Origin of the sequence: Variovorax ginsengisoli (assembly GCF_030811835.1) — a bacterium.
Lineage (GTDB): Bacteria > Pseudomonadota > Gammaproteobacteria > Burkholderiales > Burkholderiaceae_C > Variovorax > Variovorax ginsengisoli_C.
The window spans coordinates 172,568-193,161 of sequence record NZ_JAUSRO010000012.1 but is presented as its reverse complement, the minus strand read 5'-3'; the positions used below and the strand labels follow the sequence as shown (position 1 = coordinate 193,161).

Sequence of the window (20,594 nt, the reverse complement as noted above, 5' to 3'; positions counted from 1 at the left end):
AACCCTTGATGTCCGCGTCACGCTTTCGAACCCTGCTGGCGAGCCTCCTGCTGATCGCCGTGCCGGTGTTCGCGCGTGCCGCCGACATCTACGGCTACGTCGATGCGCAAGGCGTAGCGCACTTCGCCGCCGAAAAGCTCGACGAGCGCTATCAGCTCTTCTTCAAGGGCGGGCAGCAGTTCGACACGGCCGACGGCATCGCCCCATTGGGCATCACGCGCGGGGCGAAGGGCGCTGGCGATGGCAGCGTGCCACCGGCCGCGCAGACGCTGCTGGCGCTGTTCGAGGCCTCGCCCAACTACAAGACGGCCAAGGCCGCATTGCATGACGCCGCGCGCACGCATTCGATCGATTACGAACTGCTGCAGGCGCTGGTCGCCACCGAGTCGGGCTTCGATGCCCAGGCCGTGTCGCCCAAGGGGGCGCTCGGCCTGATGCAGCTGATGCCCGACACGGCCGAACGCTATGGCGTGCGCGGCGACAAGCGTCGGACACAGCAGAACAAGCTGTTCGATCCGCGCATCAACATCACGGCCGGTGCCCGCTACCTGGATGACCTGATCGACCTGTTCGAAGGCCAGGTCGAGCTGGCGCTGGCCGCCTACAACGCCGGCGAGGGCGCCGTGCAGCGTGCCGGCAACAAGATCCCGAACTACCGCGAGACGCAGAACTATGTGAAGACCGTGCTGCAGCTCTACGCCTACCTCAAGCCCGGCACGACCACCGGCCGCGGCAAGGCGCCGGGCCGGGTGCGCATGGAAATTGCCGGGCCGCGTGCCGCCGCTGCCGAGCGTGGCGCCGACACGGCCCCGCAGGCCACCGAATAGAACCGACAGACAGAGTCAGAAAAGCAAGCAAGACATGGACGACCAACCCACGCTCGACCTCCCGAGCCCCGAAGACCCCAACGCGCTGACGCTGGCCGACTACGCACAGACCGCCTACCTCGAATACGCGCTCAGCGTGGTCAAGGGCCGCGCACTGCCCGACGTGAGCGACGGCCAGAAGCCGGTGCAGCGCCGCATCCTGTATTCGATGTCCCGCATGGGCCTGGGCTTCGGCGGCACCAACGGCACGGTCGGCGCCAAGCCGGTGAAGAGCGCGCGCGTCGTCGGCGACGTGCTCGGCCGCTTCCATCCGCACAGCGACCAGGCGGCCTACGACGCGCTCGTGCGCATGGCACAGGACTTTTCGCAGCGCTACCCGCTGGTCGACGGCCAGGGCAACTTCGGCAGCCGCGACGGCGACGGCGCAGCGGCCATGCGCTACACCGAGGCGCGGCTTGCGCGCATCACCAGCCTGCTGCTCGACGAGATCGACGAAGGCACGGTCGATTTCATTCCCAACTACGACGGCAGCACCGAGGAGCCGCGCCTGCTGCCCGCGCGCCTGCCCTTCGTGCTGCTCAATGGCGCCAGTGGCATTGCCGTCGGCCTGGCCACCGAGATCCCGAGCCACAACCTGCGCGAAATCGCCGATGCCTGCGTGGCGCTCATCAAGTCGAACGGCAAGCTGAGCGAGGAAGAACTGCTGCAGATCGTGCCCGGCCCGGACTACCCCGGTGGCGCCCAGATCATCAGCAGCGCCAGTGACATCGCAGACGCGTACCGTACCGGCCGCGGCTCGCTCAAGGTGCGCGCGCGCTGGAAGATCGAGGAACTGGCGCGTGGCCAGTGGCAATTGGTCGTCAACGAGCTGCCGCCGGGCGTCAGCACGCAGAAGGTGCTCGAGGAGATCGAGGAGATCACCAACCCGAAGATCAAGACGGGCAAGAAAGCGCTGTCGACCGAGCAGACCAACATGAAGGCCGCGCTGCTGTCGGTGCTGGACGCGGTGCGCGACGAGTCGAGCAAGGACGCGGCGGTGCGTCTGGTGTTCGAACCCAAGACCTCGCGCATCAGCCAGGAGGAGTTCATCACCACGCTGCTCGCGCAGACCTCACTGGAGAGCTCGTCGTCGATCAACATGACGATGGTGGGCATCGACGGCAAGCCGGTGCAGAAGTCGCTGCGGCAGATGCTCAACGAGTGGATCGCCTTCCGCGAGATCACCGTGGAGAAGCGCTCCAAGCACCGCCTGGGCAAGGTGCTGGACCGCATCCACATCCTCGAAGGCCGTCAGCTGGTGCTGCTGAACATCGACGAGGTGATTGCGATCATCCGCGCCGCGGACGACCCGAAGGCCGCGCTCATCGCACGCTTCCACCTGAGCGAACGCCAGGCCGAGGACATCCTCGAGATCCGGCTGCGCCAACTGGCGCGGCTGGAAGCCATCAAGATCGAGCAGGAACTCAAGGGCCTGCGCGAAGAGCAGAAGAAGCTTGAGGACATCCTGGGCAACCCCGCTGCGCTGCGCCGCCTGCTCGTCAAGGAAATCGAAGCGGACGCCAAGACCTTCGAAGACCCACGCCGCACCCTGATCCAGGCCGAAAAGCGCGCCGTGGCCGAGGTTCGGGTGGTAGACGAGCCGGTCACTGTGATCGTCTCGCAGAAGGGCTGGGTCCGCACCCAGAAAGGCTGGGTCAGCGAGCGCGCGAACGGCGCGGCGCCTGAATACAGCTTCAAGTCGGGCGATGCGCTCTATGCGGCGTTCGAGTGCCGTTCGGTCGACACGCTGCTCGTCTTCGGCACGGCCAAGGACAAGGGGGTGCGCATCTACACCGTGGCCGTGGCCGCGCTGCCGGGCGGACGTGGGGATGGACAGCCCGTCACCACGCTGATCGACCTCGACAGTGGCACGCAGGTGGCGCACTATTTCGCCGGTCCGGCCCAGGCCAGGCTGTTGATCGCCAGCAGCGGCGGGTACGGCTTCATTGCCTCGGTCGAAAACATGATGTCGCGCCAGCGGGGCGGCAAGGCCTTCATCGACGTGGGCGAGGGCGAGCAGCTCTGCCGGCCCTCGCTGGTGGGCGGCGCTGGCGGCGCCGAGCCGATGCCAGCGGCCACGCATGTGGCCTGCGCCTCGATGGATGGCCGCATCCTGACCTTCGAGATCGCGGAGCTCAAGGTATTGCCCAAGGGCGGTCGAGGACTCACGCTGATGGACCTGGAACCCAAGGACACGCTTGCCGGCGCTGCGGCGTACACGCGCAGCGTGCGTATCGAAGGCATCGGCCGCGGGGGCAAGGAACGCGATGAGACCCTGGAGATCCGCACGCTCAACAACGCGCGTGGCACACGCGCACGCAAGGGTTCGGACGGCAAGTTCGGGTTCAAGCTGACCGGCGTTTCACGGGTGCAATGAACATGGGCGGACTCGACCTCAGCGCCATTGGCATCGTTCTGGCCGGCCTCACTGGCATCGGCAGCTACTTCCTGGGCCGCTACCTGCGGCAGCGTCGCGTCGCCAAGCGCCAGGCCCAGCTTCAGGCCGTGGCGCAAGCCGCGCAAAGCCGTCAGGTGCGCCGGGCACGCGAGCGCGGCGCACGCAAGTGAGTAATTCTGCCCAGTCTGCCGATAAGTCTTGCAGCCTTGAATTTAGGGCAATGATCTGACGCAGTCATGCCACAGCGCGTGGCGATAATTGCGAAAAACAGCAGCCCAGGAGCAATGATGGAATCCGAAGACAACAAGCTCGATGCCGCGACCAAGCTGGCGCTCGACGTGAATCTTGCGCTGTACCTTGACCTCGTGGCCGTGCTCGAGAACGCCGGCGTGGTGACCTACCGGCAGATGGCCGCGCGGGTGCTGAACATCAGCATGGACGCGCATGACGATGGCGACACGGCGTTGTCGCAGGCCCTCGAGGGCGTGGCCAAGGGTTTTTCGGGCCAGGGCGACGGTTTGTCGATCGGCCTGTTGAAAGCCGCACGCGACCTGCGCCACGACGAAGCCATGGGCGACGTGCCTGGCAATCCCGACCACCGCTGAACCACGGACTCGCTGGCTGCGCGGGGCACCTCGGTTCAACGTCGACAATCGCTGCCTGGCGATGAAAATCGCTGCATCGCGCAACGCGACAACATCAAGGACTACCCAGCATGGGCGCACAGTGGAAAGCAAAACACAAGGACCTCGCGGCGAATGCCAAGGGGCGGCTTTTTGGCAAGTTGGCCAAGGAAATCATGGTCGCTGCGCGCGGGGGCGCCGACCCCGCGTCGAATGCCCGGTTGCGCCTGGTCGTCGAACAGGCCCGCAAGGTGTCGATGCCCAAGGAAACGCTGGACCGTGCCATCAAGAAGGGCGCTGGGCTCACCGGAGAATCCGTTCACTTCGAGCATGTGATCTATGAAGGCTTTGCGCCGCACCGCGTGCCGTTGATGGTCGAATGCCTGACCGACAACGTGAATCGCACGGCACCGGAGATGCGGGTGCTCTTCCGCAAGGGCCAATTGGGCACGTCCGGTTCGGTGGCCTGGGACTTCGACCACCTGGGCATGATCGAGGCCGAACCCACCGCCGCAGGCGCCGACCCTGAACTGGCGGCCATCGAAGCGGGTGCGCAGGACTTCGAGCCCGGTGAGGGCGAGGGCGTGACGATGTTCCTGACCGAACCGGCCGACCTCGACCTGGTCAGCCGCGCGTTGCCTGCGCAGGGGTTCACGGTACTCTCGGCCAAGCTCGGCTACAAGGCCAGGAATCCGGTCGATCCGGCCAGCCTGAGCGCCGAAGCGCTGGAAGAGGTCGAAACCTTCCTGGCCGCCATCGATGCCAACGACGACGTGCAGAACGTGTTCGTGGGCCTGTCCGGCTGAGTCGGGCGCTTGTGCTTTTGCGCTTCAGCTCCGCCGCTGTTTCCTGTGCGGCTTGACCGTACGGGGCTGCGTGAGACCCAGGGCCGCCCGCGCGAGCGCGTCCGCTTCCTGGTTGCGATGCTGTGGAATCCACAGAACGCAAGCGCGCTCGAAACCGGCCAGCAGCCCGCGTGCCTCGTCAAACAGCGCGGCCAGGCGTGCGATGGGCGGCGCTGACGCAGCTCCGAGCTGCGTGACGACCACGCTGCTGTCGCAGCACACCCGCACGGCCTGAACGCCCCTGGCTTTGAGCGCCTGCAGCGCGGCCATCAGTGCGCGCACCTCCGCCTCGTTGTTGCAGCCGGTGCCGTGCGCGGCCTCCGACAGGGTGTGACGCGTGCCGTCTGGCGCCACCAGCACAGCGCCCAGGCCCATCCGACCCGGATTGGGCATCGCGCTGCCGTCGCTGTGCACCGACCATTCGTCCGCACGGCATGGGAGGGATGGGGCGTTGGAGGGCGAGGCCATGGGCTCCGAGCTTACCGCGCGCGATGGTTGTCGAAAAATGCCTCGAATTGGTGCATTCAGCATTTCTTCATTGCAGCGCAAGCAGTTCACGTGATCAGGGAAATCCCTGATGCAGGTATGAAACCGGTTTCATACACTTCCCTCCATTGCATCGATGCCCCGCTTTGGGTGGGCCCAACCCGTGAACTACCAATTTCAGTTCGACGCCGTTTTTGCCGCTTGGCCGCTGCTGCTCAAGGGCACCTGGATCACCATCCAGTTGTCGTTGATCGCCACCGTGCTCGGGCTGGTGGTGGCCATCGTGTGCGCCTGGGGCAAGACCTCGGGGCCGTGGTGGGTGCGCTTTCTCGTGAACGCGTACATCGAGGTCATCCGCAATACGCCCTTTCTGGTCCAGCTGTTCTTCTTTTTCTTCGCGCTGCCGGCCATTGGCGTGCGCTGGTCGCCGTACACGGCTGCACTCACGGCCATGGTGGTGAACCTGGGCGCGTATGCAGCCGAAATCGTTCGCGCAGGCATCGAGTCGATTCCCAAGGGACAGATCGAGGCGGGCAGGGCACTCAACCTGAAGCCGTGGGAAATCTTCCGCTTCGTGATCATCAAGCCCGCGCTCAAGGCCATTTACCCGGCGCTCACCAGCCAGTTCATCCTGCTCATGCTGAGCTCGGCCGTGGTGTCGGTGATCTCGGCGGACGACCTGACCTCGGTGGCGGCCAACCTGCAGTCGCAGACCTTCCGCAGCTTCGAGATCTACATCGTGGTCGCTGCGATCTACCTGGCGCTGGCGCTCGCGTTTTCGGGGCTCTTCAAGCTCATCTACAAGCGCGCGCTCAATTACCCGGATCGGCGCTGAATGATGGCTTTTCCCCAGTCTTCGCGCACTTCGTGTCGCTTCGCCAAGCCCCTTGCGGGGGCAACACCTGCGGCCCGGCAAAGCCGGTTCCGCGGTGTTCTCGATCAAGCCTGTGTCGGATTGCCGTTCAAGGCCGAAAGCTGAGACCATCATGCGTACCTTCGGTTTCCCCGAATTCCTCTTCATCCTCGAGGCCGCCCAGTGGACGCTGGCGCTGTCGGCCATCGCCTTCGTCGGCGGTGCCATCCTTGGGCTCGTCATCGCGCTGGCGCGCACTTCCGAGAGCACGGCGGCTCGCGGTGCAGCCATTGCTTTCATCCAGGTGTTCCAGGGCACGCCGCTGCTGCTGCAGCTGTTCCTGATCTTCTTCGGCGCGCCCGTGCTCGGGCTGGACATCAATCCTTGGATCGCTGCGGGCGTGGCGTTGATCCTCAACAGCGCAGCCTTTCTCGGAGAGATCTGGCGCGGTTGCATCGAAGCGATCCCACGCGGTCAGGTCGAGGCCGCGCAGGCGCTCAACCTCAAGTACGGCGCCCGCATGCGCGACGTGATCCTGCCGCAGGCCTTCAAGATCGCGCTGCCGCCCACGGTGGGTTACGTGGTGCAGATCATCAAGGGCACCTCGCTGGCTGCGATCATCGGTTTCACCGAAATCACGCGCGCCGGCCAGATCATCAACAACGCGACCTTCCAGCCGCTGGAAGTATTCAGCACGGTCGCGGTGCTCTATTTCGTCATCTGCTGGCCGCTGTCGCTGCTGGCCGCGCACATGGAGCGCAAGCGCGCCCGTGCGCTCGCGCGCTGACCACGCCGGCCGTGCGTTCCTGTTTCCCCTTTCTTTCAATCCGTTCCCGTTCCCAAACCAGGAGACTTCGAATGATTCGTTCCACCACCCGCCGCACCGCCACCGCCGCACTGGCCGTCCTCGGCCTCGGCGCTGCGCTGACCGCCTTCACCCCCTTCGCATCGGCACAGTCGGTGGCTGACATCAAGAAGAAGGGCGAGATCACCATCGGCATGCTGGTCGACTTTCCGCCCTACGGCACGACCAACGTGAAGAACGAGCCCGATGGCTATGACGCCGACGTCGCCAAGCTGCTGGCCAAGGACCTGGGCGTGAAGGCCAACATCGTGCCGGTCACCGGCCCGAACCGCATCCCGTTCCTGCTGACCAACAAGGTCGACGTGCTGGTCGCCTCGCTGGCCATCACGCCCGAGCGTGCCAAGCAGGTGAGCTTCTCGCAGCCCTACGCGGCCGCGACCATCGTGCTGTATGGCAAGACCGCGAGCAACATCAAGGCACCCGCCGACATGAAGGGCCTGCGCATCGGCGTGGCACGTGCGTCGACGCAGGACGTCGCCGTGACCAAGGCGGCACCGGAAGGCACCGAGATCCGTCGCTTCGACGACGACGCCTCGGCCATGCAGGCGCTGATCTCCGGCCAGGTCGACGCGATCGGCTGCTCGGTCACCGTCGCTGCGCAGATCGCCAAGCGCGTGCCGGCCAACACCTTCGAGAACAAGTTCAACCTGGTGCAGCAGGCCATGGGCATCGCCCTGCGTCCGGGTACCGACGAGCTGACCAAGACGGTCAACGACTTCGTGGCGAAGAACACGGCCAATGGCGAGCTGAACAAGCTGTATCAGAAGTGGCTGGGCGCCGACCTCCCCAAACTGAACTGACCCCCAGGATTCGCGCACTTCGTGTCGCTACTCCCACCCCTGTCAGGGGACAACACCAGCGGCCCGGCAGAGCCGGTTCCGCGGTGTTCCACGAAAAGTGCTTGTGCGTTCGATGACGAACCTTTGGAACAGAAAAGTATGACCGACGCAGTGACGACCGACGGCGCCCAACCCATCATCCGCATGGAAGCGGTGAACAAGTGGTACGGCGAATTCCAGGTGCTGACCGGCATCGACCTGAGCGTGCGCACGGGTGAGCGCATCGTGATCTGCGGCCCGTCGGGTTCGGGCAAGTCGACGCTCATCCGTTGCATCAACCGGCTGGAGACGGTGCAGCAGGGCCGTATCGTGGTCGATGGCATCGACCTGACCGCGGGCGGCAAGAACGTCGATGCGGTACGCGCCGAGGTCGGCATGGTGTTCCAGCAGTTCAACCTGTTTCCGCACCTGACCATCCTGGAGAACTGCACGCTGGCGCCGATGCGTTCGCGTGGCATGAACCAGGCGCAGGCCGAAGAGGTGGCCATGAAGTACCTCACGCGCGTGCGCATCCCCGAACAGGCAAAAAAGTATCCGAGCCAGCTGTCCGGCGGCCAGCAGCAGCGCGTGGCCATTGCGCGTGCGTTGTGCATGACGCCCAAGATCATGTTGTTCGATGAGCCGACTTCGGCGCTCGACCCCGAGATGGTCAAGGAAGTGCTCGACACCATGATCGGCCTGGCCGAGGACGGGATGACCATGCTGTGTGTGACGCACGAGATGGGCTTTGCCCGCCAGGTGGCCGACCGCGTGATCTTCATGGCCGAGGGCAAGATCGTCGAGCAGGCGCCGCCAGCCGAATTCTTCGGCAACCCGCAGAACGACAAGACCCGCCAGTTCCTGGGTCAGATCCTGTCTTCGAACCATTAGCATCGGCCTCCCGCCCGCCGGTTGGTCACGAAGCTCGGCACGGCATTTCCGGCATTGAAGACCCATGAACGTTCTGATTTCCCTTTCCTCCTTCGGCGCGGCCGAGATCGGCCGCCACGGCCAGCTGTGGTGCGCGCAGTTGGCACGCGCGGCGGGTGCCGATTCGGTCGAGGTGCGCGGCGAGCTGCTGCGCGACCCAGCCGCGGAACTGCCTGCGCTCGCCGGGCAGGCTGCCGTCTACTCCAGTCCCGAAGGTCTGTGGGCCGAGGGCGGCTGGCTCGACAGCGCAGCACTCGCGCGCGGCATTGCCGCGGCGACCACGCTGGGCGCCAAGCGTCTGAAGATGTCGATCGGCGGGTTTTCTGCAGCCTCGCACGGTTCGCTCTGGGGCCTGAAGGTGCAGTTGTCCGAAACGCGCATCGAGCTGCTCATCGAGAACGACCAGACCGTGCGCGCCGGCACGCTGCCCGCGCTCGTGGCCTTCTTCGAAGCCGCCGACCGGGCCGGCGTGTCGCTGGGCATGACCTTCGACATGGGCAACTGGCATTGGGTGGGTGAATGCCCGCTCGAAGCTGCCAAGGTGCTCGGCCATCGGGTGCGCTACGTGCATTGCAAGGGCGCGCAGCGCCTGCCGGCCAAGTGGGTGGCGGTGCCGCTCCATGAATCGGTCGCGCCCTGGCGTGCCGTGCTGCGCGCATTGCCGGCCGACGTGCCGCACGCCATCGAATACCCGCTCGTTGGCGACGACCTGCTGGGCGTCACGCGCGATCAGGTCGCCTTGATCCGCGCTTCACGGGCCGTCTGATGACATCCACTGCCATCCCTGCCACCACCTTCGATGTCGCCCTGTTCGGCGAAGCCATGCTGCTGCTGGTGGCCGATCGGCCGGGGCCGATCGAAGACGCGCAGTCCTTCCACAAGCGCACGGCGGGCGCAGAGACCAACGTGGCCATTGGCTTGGCCCGGCTGGGCCTGAAGGTCGGCTGGGCCAGCCGGCTTGGCACGGATTCGATGGGCCGCTACCTGATTGCCGCAATGAAGGCCGAGGGCATCGACTGCTCGCACGTCATCTGCGACGCCACGCAGAAGACCGGCTTCCAGTTCAAGGGCCGTGTCACCGACGGCAGCGATCCACCGGTCGAATACCACCGCAAGGGCTCGGCCGCGAGCCAGATGACCGCTGACGACATCGACGTCGACTGGCTCATTTCGGCGCGCCACCTGCATGCGACCGGCGTGTTTGCCGCGATCTCGGAAACCACCTTGCCCGCCGCCCGCAAGTCGATGGACGCCATGCGTGCGGCAGGCCGCACCATCTCCTTCGACCCCAACCTGCGCCCCACGCTGTGGCCTTCGACCGAGGCGATGCGCAGCGCGATCAACGACTTGGCCTCGCGTGCCGACTGGGTGCTGCCGGGCATGGAAGAGGGCTTGGTCCTCACTGGCCATGACACGCCCGAGGCGGTGGCCGCGTTCTACCGTGCGCGCGGTGCGAAGCTGGTCGTGGTCAAGCTGGGTGCCGAGGGCGCTTACTACGACAGCGACGTGGCCGGGACAGGCCACGTGGCGGGCTTCCCCGTGGCAGAAGTGATCGACACCGTGGGGGCGGGCGATGGCTTTGCGGCCGGCGTCGTCAGCGCGTTGCTCGAAGGCCGCACGGTGCCCGACGCCGTACGCCGCGGTGCCTGGATCGGCGCGCGCGCCGTGCAGGTGCTCGGCGACACCGAAGGACTGCCCACCCGGGCCCAGTTGGAAGAAGCCGCACCATGACCGCACGCAAGAAGGTTCTCGTTTTTCGCGAGCTGCCGGACGACCAACTCGCCCGGCTCGAAGCCGCGCACGACGTGAAGGTCGCCAACCCCAAGCTGCCGACGCAGCGCGATGCTTTTCATGCCGCGCTGGCCGAAGTGCAGGGAATGATCGGTTCGAGCTACCCCGTCGATGCCGCGCTGCTGGTGGCGGCGCCGAAGCTGGAGGTCATCTCCAGCGTGTCGGTGGGCGTCGACAACTACGCGCTCGACGCATTGCAGGCGCGCGGCATCATGCTGTGCCACACACCCGGCGTGCTCGACGAGACGGTGGCCGATACCGTTTTCGCGCTGCTGATGGCCACCAGCCGCCGCGTGGTCGAACTGGCCAACCTCGTGCGGGAAGGTCGCTGGGACAAGAACATCGGCGAAGACCTGTTCGGCTTCGACGTGCATGGCAAGACGCTCGGCCTGCTGGGTTTCGGCCGCATCGGCCAGGCCATCGCGCGCCGCGCGGCGCTCGGCTTCGGCATGCCGGTGCGCTACCACGCGCGCAGACCGGTCGATCTCGCCACACAGGCGCCCGAACTGCAGGGCAAGGCGCTGCACACAGCGCTCGACGCCATGCTCGCCGAGTCCGACTTCGTCGTGGCGATGCTGCCGCTGTCGGCCAGCACGCGAGGCATGATCGACGCCGACCTGTTTGCGCAGATGAAGCCGGGCGCGATCTTCATCAACGGCGGCCGCGGCGCGACCGTCAATGAAGACGATCTGCTGGCGGCGCTCGACAGCGGCCAGTTGCTGGCGGCCGGCCTCGACGTGTTCGCCAAGGAGCCGTTGCCGATGGCCTCGGCCTTGCGCACGCACCCGCGCGTCACGCCGCTGCCGCACATCGGTTCGGCCACCCACGAGACGCGCCATGCGATGGCTGAATTGGCGACCACCAACCTGCTGCGGGCGCTGGCGGGTGAAAGGCCTGCCGCCGTTTACGACACGGCGGCCGTGTGAACGCCCGCGCGCCGCGCCAGAAGCCCGCCAGCCAGCGGGCGACCATCGCCGACGTGGCGGCGGCTGCGGGTGTGTCGAAGGCCACGGTGTCGCGTTTCTTCAACCACCGCGAGCGCCTGCTGAGCCCCGACATCGCCGCCCGTGTGGAGGCCGCCATCGCAACGCTCGGCTACTCGCCCAGCCCGATGGCACAGGCCTTGAGCCGCGGCAAGTCGCGGCTCATCGGCCTGATCGTGGCCGACATCACCAACCCTTATTCGGTGGCCGTGCTGCGCGGCGCCGAGAAGGCCTGCCAGGACGCTGGTTACCTGGTGATGCTGTTCAACCTGGGCAACGATTTCGAGCGCGGTCGTGAGGCCATCGATGCCTTGGCCGGCTACCAGGTCGACGGCTTCATCCTCAATACGCTGGGCCGCGGCGCTGGCGTTGTGGACGCCGTGGCGCGGCATGGCAAGCCGGTGGTGCTCGTCGATCGCCGGCATGACGGCATGGAGGCCGACTTCGTCTCGCTGGACAATGCGGGCGCCATGGCGCTGGCCTGCGAACACCTGCGCGATGGCGGCGCGCGCGAATTCCTCTACCTCACCGAACCGCAGCACGACGTGAGCACGCGCCACGAGCGTGCGGCCGCCTTCGGCGACTGCATGAAGGTCCATGCAGGCGTGTTGCACGGGAGGGTGGTCGAGAGCAGGGAGGATGCCAACGACGCGCTGGATCAGGCCCTGTGCGCACTGGTGGGGCGTGCGTCGCCAGGACATCGGCCGGCGGTCATTGCCGGCAATGCCGTCGTGACATTGCGCATCGCGACGGCAATGACGCGTCTGGGTTGGCGTTTTGGCGATGCGTTGAGCTTCGTGGGTTTCGACGACACCGAATGGGCGCCGTTGGTCGGCCCGGGTCTGAGCACCATCGCGCAGCCGACGGACGCCATTGGGCGTACGGCGGCGACCTGTCTGATCGAACGCTTGGGCGGACTCGAAGGCCCTGCGCGCCAGCTGTTGTTGCCTGGGCAACTGGTGCTGCGCGGGTCGTCGCTGAGCCCCTAAGGCCTGCGGGCATCGGCGCCATCGCGTGCGTGCGACGGTGCCCGTGGCCGTTGCAACTGTGGCCTGGCGATCAGCCGATTTCAGCGATCAGCTCGATTTCAACGCAGCAACCCATCGGGATCTGCGCCACGCCAAAGGCACTGCGTGCATGCGCGCCTTTTTCCGGGCCGAAGACTTCGGCGAACAGTTCGCTCGCTCCATTGGTCACCAGATGCTGTTCGGTGAAGGTCGAGGTCGAATTGACGAGGCTCATGACCTTGACGATGCGGGTGATCTTGTTCAGGTCGCCCGTGGCGGCGTGCAACGTGCCGAGCAGATCGATGGCGATGGCGCGAGCGGCCTGCTTGCCTTCGTCGGTGGCGATGCTGGCGCCGAGTTGGCCGACCCAGGGCTTGCCGTCCTTCTTGGCCACGTGGCCGGACAGGAAGACCAGGTTGCCGGTCTTCACGAACGGCACGTAGGCGGCCGCAGGCACGGCGACGGGCGGCAGCGAGATACCGAGCTGGGTGAGTTTGTCGTAAACGCTCATGGAAAAAGGTCCTGTTTGAAAGATGAAGCGCACCCGCTCAGTACTGGTACGGAGGCTGGGGTGCGAATTGGGATTGCGACTGCATTTGTGACTGCGACTGTGACTGCGAGGACGCCGGCGGCGCAGGCTGCACCGGCGACGGCGCGCCTTGCGGCAATTCCGTCGCGCAGCCTGTCAGCGCATCGAGGGGCTGCACGGTGACGCCCACGTCCAGCGTGTGGCGTGCGCCACCATGCAGCACGCCGCGCATCGGCGACACGTCGGAGTAGTCGCGCCCGATGGCCAGCGTCACGTAATCCTCGCCGGGCTGACGACCATTGGTTGGATCGAAGTCCACCCAGTCGCCGGGGCCGTCGGCACCCGGCAGGTACACCGAGACCCAGGCATGCGACGCATCGGCCCCCACCAGCCGTGGCTGACCCGGTGGTGGTTGCGTGAGAAGGTAGCCGCTGACATACCGGGCCGGAAGCCCGAGTGTGCGCAGGCAGGCGATCATGATGTGCGCGAAGTCCTGGCACACGCCCTTGCGCTGGGCCAGCGCGTCCACCGCAGGGGTGTTGATCTCCGTGCTGTTGGCGTCGTACTCGAAGTCGCGGTAGATGCGCAAGGTGAGGTCCATGGCGGCGTCGAACGTCGGGCGAGCCGCCACGAAGCTGGCACGCGCATATGCCGCAAAATTGTCATGCCGTGGCACGTAAGGCGATGGAAAAACGAAGTCCGACGCCGGATCGAAGCGCGAGCCCTTGCTGAAGCGAAAGCGCTCGCGGACCTCCTCCCAGGGCATGGCGCGTGCAATGCTTGGCGACATGACCGGTACTGAGGTCTCGACCACGCTCTGCGCGGTGACCACGAGTTCTTCGTGCGTCGATTCGAGCGCGAAGAAGGCACGGGCATTGCCGTACAAATCGGCCGCTTCGCTGTGCTGGGCGGGTGTCGGGGTGATCGTCAACGCATGGCTCACCAGGCGCTGCGACGCGGTGGTACGCGGCTTGAGGTGGGCCAGATGCTGCGCTGTCTCGACCGGAGGCGTGTAGTCGTAGCGTGTTTCGTGGGTGACTTGGAGCAGCATGGCTAGGCACCGACCGAGCGCAGGGACTCGGAGGTCAGCGTGAAGTAGCGTGTGCCGATGGCATCGGACACATGGTAGGCCGCCGTTTCGCTGGTGGCAAACAGGGCGATGAGGGCCGGATAGTTGCCTTCGGGGCCCGGATCGCACAGGTTCTCGAGCGTCCAGCTTGCCGGGTCGGGAAGTTCATAGGACAGCGCCGTCAGCTTGCCGGGTGCACTGCCGGCGAGCTTCGCAATGCGCCCGCGCAGGGTTTGCGTCACCCAGGCCAGTGAACGCGGGTTGTCGCCGTCGAGCACCAGCAGGTCGACCAGCGTGGCCACGTCGCGTCGCTGCTGGTAGCGGGCATGGAAGGTGATGGTGCTGTCGAACAGGCCGACCACCGCCTCGAAGCCGCTCACCTCGTGCACGGCACCGGTCCTGAAGCCGGCCGCCAGGGCGCTCGACAGGAAGGCCAGCCGTTCGATATGCCGGCCGATCGACAGCAGGCGCCACGCGTCGTCGCGGGTCATGCGGTCCGTCTGGGCGCCGGTCATGGCCGCGAGGGCGGCGCTGGCGGCTTCGAGCGAGCGCAGCGCGGCACTTGCGGCGTAGCTGCCTTCGTGGGTCTCGCCGACCTGTTCGGCGGTTCGGCGGAGGAATTCGGCCTCTGCGCGAACGATCTGGTTCCAGTGGTCCTGCGAGAGCCGCTCACGCACGGCGGCGGCGGCGTGCCGCACGCTGCTGAGGTTGTATCCCACGCTGCCGCCACTTTTCACGTTGCCCAGTTCGGCGATCAGCGCCCGCTCGAACACGCGGCGCGACTTGGTGCCCACGGGCACGGCCGGCGGAATCAGCGCGTTGCGCTGCGCCTCGTGGTGCAGCCAGGTCAGGAGCGCGCGCGAGGACTGGTCTTCCCCGCCCAGCAGGTCCAGGGTCAGTCGTGCCAGACGCACGGCGTTCTCTGCGCGCTCGGTATAGCGGCCCAGCCAGAACATGTTCTCGGCGGCGCGGCTGGTCACCGGCGCACGGTGGCGCGCCAGCGACGCGGGCGTGGCGTGCGGCTGCAGCAGCGTCGTGCGGTCGACTTCGCCGTGTGTCTGCACCCAGACGTCCGCGCTGCTGCCACCGCGCTGCATCGACGCGATCTGTGCATTGGAGCCAGCCAGCCGCGCGAGGCCGCCGGGCAGCACGCGCCAGGACTGCGCACCGTCGCTCACCGCGAACACCCGCAGCAGCATCGCGCGTGGCGCGATCCGCCCGGTGCCCTGCGCGTCCTGTGCCCAGGTGGGCATCTGCGAGAGCGGCAGGTAGCTCTGCAGCGTGTGTTCGTCGCCTTGCCGCACGATGCGCCCGGCCCATTCGTCGAGTTCGCGCCGGCCCATCTGGCTGCCCAGCACGGCCTCGAAGCTCGCACGGGCGTCGTAGCCGGGGTAGGTCGGCTTGATCGCGGCCTCGCTCAGTTGTGGCAGGGCCGATTCGAGCGCGGCCCTTTCGCCGCACCACCAGGTGGGCAGGGCGGGCAACTGCAATTTTTCGCCGATGAGGCGCCGCGCCAGCGCCGGCAGGAAGCCGAGCAGCGCGGGCGATTCGAGAAAAGCCGAACCCGGCATGTTGGCCACCAGCACGTTGCCGGCGCGAATGGCCTGCAGCAGGCCGGGCACGCCCAGCGTGGAGTCGGGACGCAGTTCCAGCGGATCGAGGTACTGGTCGTCCAGCCGCTTGATGAGCCCGTGGACAGGGCGCAGGCCTTGCAGGGTCTTCAGGTACAGGCGCTGGTCGCGCACCGTGAGATCGCTGCCCTCGACCAGGGTGACGCCCAGGTAGCGCGCCAGGTAGGCATGCTCGAAGTAGGTTTCGTTGTACGGCCCGGGGGTGAGCAGGGCGATGTGCGGTGGCTGTCCGGCCGGACACATGCGCTGCAGGCCTTCCATCATCGCGCTGTAGGTGGCAGCCAGGCGCTGCACCTGCAGTTCTTCGAAGGCCTGCGGGAACTGGCGCGAGATCGCCAGCCGGTTCTCCAGCAGGTAGCCCAGGCCGGACGGCGCCTGCGTGCGCTGCGAGACCACCCACCAGTTGCCGTCGGGCCCGCGGGCCAGGTCGAAGGCCGTGATGTGCAGCCAGGTATCGCCCGGCGGTTTGACGCCATGCAGGGGGCGCAGGTAACCCGGATGTCCGCGGACCAGTGCGGGAGGAAGAAGGCCCTCGGCAAGCAATTGCTGCGGACCATAGACGTCCGCCATCACGCGGTCGAGGACCCGCACGCGCTGAAGCACGCCGGCTTCGATCTGCTTCCAGCTTTCGGGCGAGATGATCAGCGGGAACAGGTCGAGCGACCAGGGTCGCTGCGGCCCGTCGGCGTCGGCGTAAACGTTGTAGGTGACACCGTTGTCGCGGATCTGTCGTTCCAGGCTGAGTGCGCGGCGCGGCAGGTCGCTGAAGCCGCCCGCGCCCAGGTGCTCGAAAAAGCGTGACCAGGAAGGCGTCAGCGGTGGCTTGTCGGTGGACGTCGGCGCTGGGGACGCCTGGTTTGCAGGCGGTGATGCGCCGGTGCCGGCAGTGGCGTCAGGCGGCGGCGCAGCGGGCGGCAGCGCGGCATCGTGCAGCAGCGCACCAGTGGCCGTGCCCATGCTCGGCGCAGGGGCCGTCGGGCGCGTTGCGGGCACCGCGCGGGCGGCACCGCGCAATTCGTCGAAGTGCCCCGGTTGCGCGGCGGGCGCGAGCGCTGACGCCAGCGAGGCTGGAGTTTCCATCGCCTGCGAGCCAAAGAGAGAGTCGTTCAACGGTTCCACAGTGGGGGCATTTTTACATCGCCCGCCACTCAGCCATGCCATCCATCCGGAAATGGTTGGCAATGGCGGAAAAAGTCGTTGAAAACAGGCTCACTCACCGCCGCAGGTCGAGGGTGAACGGGAATTCGCGGCTGCCCGCCAACTCGATCGTGGCCGGCGGCGTGCGCATGAGGCCCGGGGTGTGCCCCATGCGGGTGAAGCGCGACATGCGACGGCTCTCGGCTTCGTAGGCGTTGACCGGGAAGGTCTCGTAGTTGCGACCGCCCGGGTGCGCGACGAAGTACTGGCAGCCGCCGAGGGAGCGTTTCATCCAGGTGTCGACCAGATCGAAGGTCAGCGGCGCGTGTGCGCCGATGCTCGGGTGCAGTGCCGACGGTGGGTTCCAGGCCTTGTAGCGTACGCCAGCGACGAATTCGCCCGTGGTACCGGTGGGCTGCAGCGGCAGCACGGCACCATTGACGGTCACGACGTGGCGGCTCTCGTTGAGTCCTGTCACGCGCACTTCGATGCGTTCGAGCGAAGAGTCGACGTAGCGCACGGTGCCGCCGGCCGAGCCTTCTTCGCCCATCACGTGCCAGGGCTCAAGCGCGTTGCGCAGCGACAGCTCCACGCCCATCGCCTGCACCTGACCGACCAGCGGGAAGCGGAATTCCAGGTGCGGTGCGAACCAGTTGGCATCGAAAGCGAAGCCAGCCTGGCGCATTTCGGTGATGACGTCGTCGAAGTCCATCTTGACGAAGGTCGGAAGCAGGAAGCGGTCGTGCAGCTCGGTGCCCCAGCGGGTAGCGGGCGCCTGGTAGGGCTCGTCCCAGAAGCGTGCCACCAAGGCCCGGATGAGCAACTGCTGCACGATGCTCATGCGTGCGTGCGGCGGCATTTCGAAGGCGCGCAACTCGAGCAGGCCCAGCCGGCCCATGGACGAGTCGGGCGAGTACAGCTTGTCGATGCAGAACTCGCTGCGGTGCGTGTTGCCCGTCACGTCCACCAGGATGTTGCGCAGCGTGCGGTCGACCAGCCATGCCGGCATGTTCGCGCCGTAGATTTCGCGGTTCTTGGCGATTTCCTTGAGGGCGATTTCCAGCTCGTAGACCTGGTCGTTGCGGGCCTCGTCGACGCGCGGCGCCTGGCTGGTCGGGCCGATGAACATGCCCGAGAACAGGTAGCTCAGTGACGGGTGGTTGTGCCAGTACAGCAACAGGCTGGCCAGCAGTTCGGGCCGGCGCAGGAAGGGACTGTCGGCCGGCGTGGCGCCGCCCATGACGAAGTGGTTGCCGCCGCCGGTGCCGGTGTGGCGGCCATCGGTCATGAACTTTTCTGCCGACAGGCGCGTCTCGAATGCGGCGTTGTAGAGGAACTCCGTGTGGGCGACCAGTTCCTTCCAGTTGCTGGCCGGATGGATGTTGACTTCGATCACGCCCGGATCGGGCGTGACGGCCAGCATCTTCAGGCGCGGATCGCGCGGGGGCGGGTAGCCTTCCATCACGATCTTCAGGCCCAGCTGCTCGGACGTGGCTTCGACGGCCGCGACGAGGTCGAGATAGTCTTCCAGGCGCGCGAGCGGGGGCATGAACACATAGAGCACCCCCGAGGCGCTGCCGACCTTCTCAGCGGCCGGGCCGTTGGCGCGGCGCGGGTCGCGCACTTCCACGCACAGCGCGGTGCGCGTCACCCAATGGGCCGACTCGCCACGGCGTGGAAAGCGTGTGTTCGCGGCACTGGTGGCGCTGTTGGCTTCATCATCGGCCGGCCCGGTGCCGGTACCGGCGGCGGGCGTTGCGCCCGCACCGGCACCCGGCGTGTAGCTGGTGGAGGCGCCTGCCGCTTGCATGCGCAGGCTGGCGGTCGAGGTGGTTGGCAGGCCGAAGGCATAGGGCACGCCGGCCGTGCCGGTGGCCTGGGACCCTGGCGCCGAGACGTAGCGTGCCCGGTAGTCGGCGGCGCTGGGCAGGGCGTCGCGCGGAGCCGTCGGGTCGCGGTCGATCATGTACGGATAGTCGCCCTTGCTCGCCCAAGGTTGGGAGTCGAGCGGCAGGCGATACCCCATCGGCGAGTCGCCGGGGATCAGGAACAGGCGGTCGTCGCGCAGGAACCACGGGCCAGTGGTCCAGCCCGGGCCTTCGAGCGCGGGGGCATCGCGGTCGGCGCTGGTCGGCTCGATAGGCAGCATGTAGCCGATGACGGCGTCGAGCTTCTGCGTGAAGACGCGGCGCAGGCGCACGCGCTCCATCTCGTCGTCGAGCTTCGAGTCGAAGGGATCGACGTTGACCGGCAGGCGGCGTTCGCGCCAGAGGTAGTAGTAGGTGTCTTCGTAGCCCGGCTGGATGTAGCGCTCGGTCAGGCCGAGGCGGTGCGCCAGCACGGTGGTGAAGCGGCGCGCGTCTTCGCTCGTGTAGTGCGTCGGCACCCGCTCGTCGGCGAAGAGTTCCGGGTTGTGCCAGATCGTCTGGCCGTCGGCGCGCCAGAAGATCGACAGCGCCCAGCGCGGCAGTTGCTCGCCGGGATACCACTTGCCCTGGCCGAAGTGCAGGAAGCCGCCGTCGCCGTATTCGGCACGCAGCTTCTGCACGAGTTCGGTTGCGTAGCCGCGCTTGGTCGGGCCGAGCGCGTCGGTGTTCCATTCGGCGGCGTCACGGTCGCTGGTGGCCACGTAGGTCGGTTCGCCACCCATGGTCAGGCGAACGTCGCCGGCCTCCAGGCGCGTGTCCACCTTGGCACCCAGCGCCAGCACCTCGGCCCATTGTTCCTCGGTGTAGGGCTTGGTCACGCGTGGTGATTCGTACACGCGCGTGACCACCATGTCGTGGCCGAATTCGACCTCGGCGTCGTCCACCACGCCTTCGATCGGCGCAGCGCTCGATGGTGTCGGCGTGCAGGCGAGCGGAATGTGACCTTCGCCAGCGAGCAGGCCGGAGGTGGCGTCCAGGCCGATCCAGCCGGCGCCGGGCAGGAACACTTCGCACCACGCGTGCAGGTCGGTGAAGTCGACGGTGGTCCCGCTCGGGCCATCGAGCGCCTTGACGTCGGGTGTGAGCTGGATCAGGTAACCCGAGACGAAGCGCGCGGCCAGGCCGCAATGGCGCAGCAGTTGCACCAGCAGCCAGCCCGAGTCCCGGCAGGAGCCGCTGCCGTTGGCCAGCGTTTCTTCAGGCGTCTGCACGCCAGGCTCCATGCGGATCAGGTAGTTGACGTCCTGCTGCACCTGCTGGTTGATACCCACCAGGAAGTCGATGGTGCGCTGTTCCTTGCGCTCGATCTTGTCGAGGTAGGCCTGCAGCAGCGGCGTGGGCGTCTCGGTGACCAGATAGGGCGCGAGCTCTTCGGCCTGGGACGCCGTGTACTTGAACGGAAAGTTCTCAGCCTGCGGCTCCAGGAAGAAGTCGAAGGGGTTGTAGACCGCCATCTCGACCACGAGATCGACCGTGACCTTGAATTCGGTTGTCTTCTCAGGAAACACCAGCCGCGCCTGGTAGTTGGCGAACGGGTCCTGCATCCAATTGACGAAATGCTGCTCGGGCTCGATGCGCAGGGAGTAGGAAATGACGTTGCTGCGGCAGTGCGGCGCCGGACGCAGGCGGACGACCTGCGGTCCCAATTGCACCGGACGGTCGTACTTGTAATGGGTGACGTGATGGAGCGCGGCGTGAATGGACATGTTATTTCTATGCTTCGAGGTGCCTCGGAGGAGAACGCATACTAGCCCACTGGCATAGCAATTAGCGCGCCACAGAGCGTGTTTTTGAAGGGGGTATGACCATGAGAGTCCATTCGTGACGACGGGCCG

Annotated in this window: 18 protein-coding genes; 13 read left to right on the top strand and 5 right to left on the bottom strand. The window is 66.6% G+C overall.

Translation table 11 applies throughout. From position 1 onward, the window contains the following. Window positions 1–8 precede the first annotated feature (8 nt). The 5 genes from J2W36_RS18910 to J2W36_RS18890 all read left to right on the top strand — a co-directional run bounded on the left by J2W36_RS18910 (window position 9) and on the right by J2W36_RS18890 (window position 4,693). Window positions 9–827 carry a lytic transglycosylase domain-containing protein gene (locus tag J2W36_RS18910; RefSeq protein WP_307691301.1) on the top strand — a complete coding sequence of 273 codons (819 nt, stop codon included), beginning with the start codon at window positions 9–11 and terminating at the stop codon, window positions 825–827. A 34-nt stretch (window positions 828–861) separates the two neighbouring features. Next, the gene (parC, locus tag J2W36_RS18905; protein ID WP_307691300.1) at window positions 862–3,243 is read left to right on the top strand and encodes a DNA topoisomerase IV subunit A; all 2,382 of its coding nucleotides are present in this window, start codon (window positions 862–864) and stop codon (window positions 3,241–3,243) included. Between the two features lie 2 nt (window positions 3,244–3,245). Beyond that, window positions 3,246–3,434 carry a hypothetical protein gene (locus tag J2W36_RS18900; protein WP_307691299.1) on the top strand — a complete coding sequence of 63 codons (189 nt, stop codon included), beginning with the start codon at window positions 3,246–3,248 and terminating at the stop codon, window positions 3,432–3,434. Between the two features lie 117 nt (window positions 3,435–3,551). Next, complete coding sequence (locus tag J2W36_RS18895; RefSeq protein ID WP_307691298.1) at window positions 3,552–3,869, top strand: hypothetical protein; 318 nt, start codon at window positions 3,552–3,554, stop codon at window positions 3,867–3,869. Window positions 3,870–3,979: 110 nt separating this feature from the next. Then, window positions 3,980–4,693 carry a YebC/PmpR family DNA-binding transcriptional regulator gene (locus J2W36_RS18890; RefSeq protein WP_307691297.1) on the top strand — a complete coding sequence of 238 codons (714 nt, stop codon included), beginning with the start codon at window positions 3,980–3,982 and terminating at the stop codon, window positions 4,691–4,693. Window positions 4,694–4,717: 24 nt separating this feature from the next. On the opposite strand, the gene J2W36_RS18885 is transcribed toward J2W36_RS18890, so the two are convergent. After that, the gene (locus tag J2W36_RS18885) at window positions 4,718–5,200 is read right to left on the bottom strand and encodes a ribonuclease HI family protein (protein WP_307691296.1); all 483 of its coding nucleotides are present in this window, start codon (window positions 5,198–5,200) and stop codon (window positions 4,718–4,720) included. A gap of 181 nt (window positions 5,201–5,381) precedes the next feature. Here J2W36_RS18885 and J2W36_RS18880 point away from each other — a divergent pair, with 181 nt between their 5' ends. The 8 genes from J2W36_RS18880 (at window position 5,382) to J2W36_RS18845 (ending at window position 12,447) form a co-directional block, all read left to right on the top strand. Then, window positions 5,382–6,053: an amino acid ABC transporter permease gene (locus J2W36_RS18880; RefSeq protein ID WP_307691295.1), complete on the top strand. Its 672-nt coding sequence runs from the start codon at window positions 5,382–5,384 to the stop codon at window positions 6,051–6,053. A gap of 151 nt (window positions 6,054–6,204) precedes the next feature. Next, window positions 6,205–6,858: an amino acid ABC transporter permease gene (locus J2W36_RS18875; RefSeq protein ID WP_307691294.1), complete on the top strand. Its 654-nt coding sequence runs from the start codon at window positions 6,205–6,207 to the stop codon at window positions 6,856–6,858. Window positions 6,859–6,929: 71 nt separating this feature from the next. Beyond that, the gene (locus tag J2W36_RS18870; RefSeq protein WP_307691293.1) at window positions 6,930–7,736 is read left to right on the top strand and encodes a transporter substrate-binding domain-containing protein; all 807 of its coding nucleotides are present in this window, start codon (window positions 6,930–6,932) and stop codon (window positions 7,734–7,736) included. Window positions 7,737–7,874: 138 nt separating this feature from the next. Continuing rightward, the gene (locus J2W36_RS18865; RefSeq protein ID WP_370869352.1) at window positions 7,875–8,645 is read left to right on the top strand and encodes an amino acid ABC transporter ATP-binding protein; all 771 of its coding nucleotides are present in this window, start codon (window positions 7,875–7,877) and stop codon (window positions 8,643–8,645) included. 64 nt (window positions 8,646–8,709) lie between these two features. Further along, a complete protein-coding gene (locus tag J2W36_RS18860; RefSeq protein ID WP_307691292.1) occupies window positions 8,710–9,450 on the top strand; it encodes a sugar phosphate isomerase/epimerase family protein in 741 nt (246 codons plus the stop codon). Further along, entirely contained in the window at window positions 9,450–10,415 is a 966-nt protein-coding gene (locus J2W36_RS18855; RefSeq protein ID WP_307691291.1) for a sugar kinase, read from the top strand. The genes J2W36_RS18860 and J2W36_RS18855 overlap by 1 nt, the downstream gene beginning before the upstream one ends. After that, a complete protein-coding gene (locus J2W36_RS18850) occupies window positions 10,412–11,401 on the top strand; it encodes a 2-hydroxyacid dehydrogenase (RefSeq protein ID WP_307691289.1) in 990 nt (329 codons plus the stop codon). The genes J2W36_RS18855 and J2W36_RS18850 overlap by 4 nt, the downstream gene beginning before the upstream one ends. After that, window positions 11,398–12,447 carry a LacI family DNA-binding transcriptional regulator gene (locus J2W36_RS18845; RefSeq protein ID WP_307691288.1) on the top strand — a complete coding sequence of 350 codons (1,050 nt, stop codon included), beginning with the start codon at window positions 11,398–11,400 and terminating at the stop codon, window positions 12,445–12,447. The genes J2W36_RS18850 and J2W36_RS18845 overlap by 4 nt, the downstream gene beginning before the upstream one ends. A 70-nt stretch (window positions 12,448–12,517) precedes the next feature. On the opposite strand, the gene J2W36_RS18840 is transcribed toward J2W36_RS18845, so the two are convergent. The 4 genes from J2W36_RS18840 to J2W36_RS18825 all read right to left on the bottom strand — a co-directional run bounded on the left by J2W36_RS18840 (window position 12,518) and on the right by J2W36_RS18825 (window position 20,465). Next, window positions 12,518–12,976, bottom strand: coding sequence for a RidA family protein (locus tag J2W36_RS18840; protein WP_307691287.1), 459 nt, complete (start codon window positions 12,974–12,976; stop codon window positions 12,518–12,520). Window positions 12,977–13,013: 37 nt separating this feature from the next. Further along, window positions 13,014–14,045, bottom strand: a complete 1,032-nt coding sequence (locus J2W36_RS18835; RefSeq protein ID WP_307691286.1) for a transglutaminase family protein — start codon at window positions 14,043–14,045, stop codon at window positions 13,014–13,016. Window positions 14,046–14,047: 2 nt separating this feature from the next. Then, complete coding sequence (locus J2W36_RS18830; protein ID WP_370869351.1) at window positions 14,048–16,813, bottom strand: circularly permuted type 2 ATP-grasp protein; 2,766 nt, start codon at window positions 16,811–16,813, stop codon at window positions 14,048–14,050. Window positions 16,814–16,907: 94 nt separating this feature from the next. Further along, a complete protein-coding gene (locus tag J2W36_RS18825) occupies window positions 16,908–20,465 on the bottom strand; it encodes a transglutaminase family protein (protein WP_307691285.1) in 3,558 nt (1,185 codons plus the stop codon). Between the last annotated feature and the right edge of the window lie 129 nt (window positions 20,466–20,594).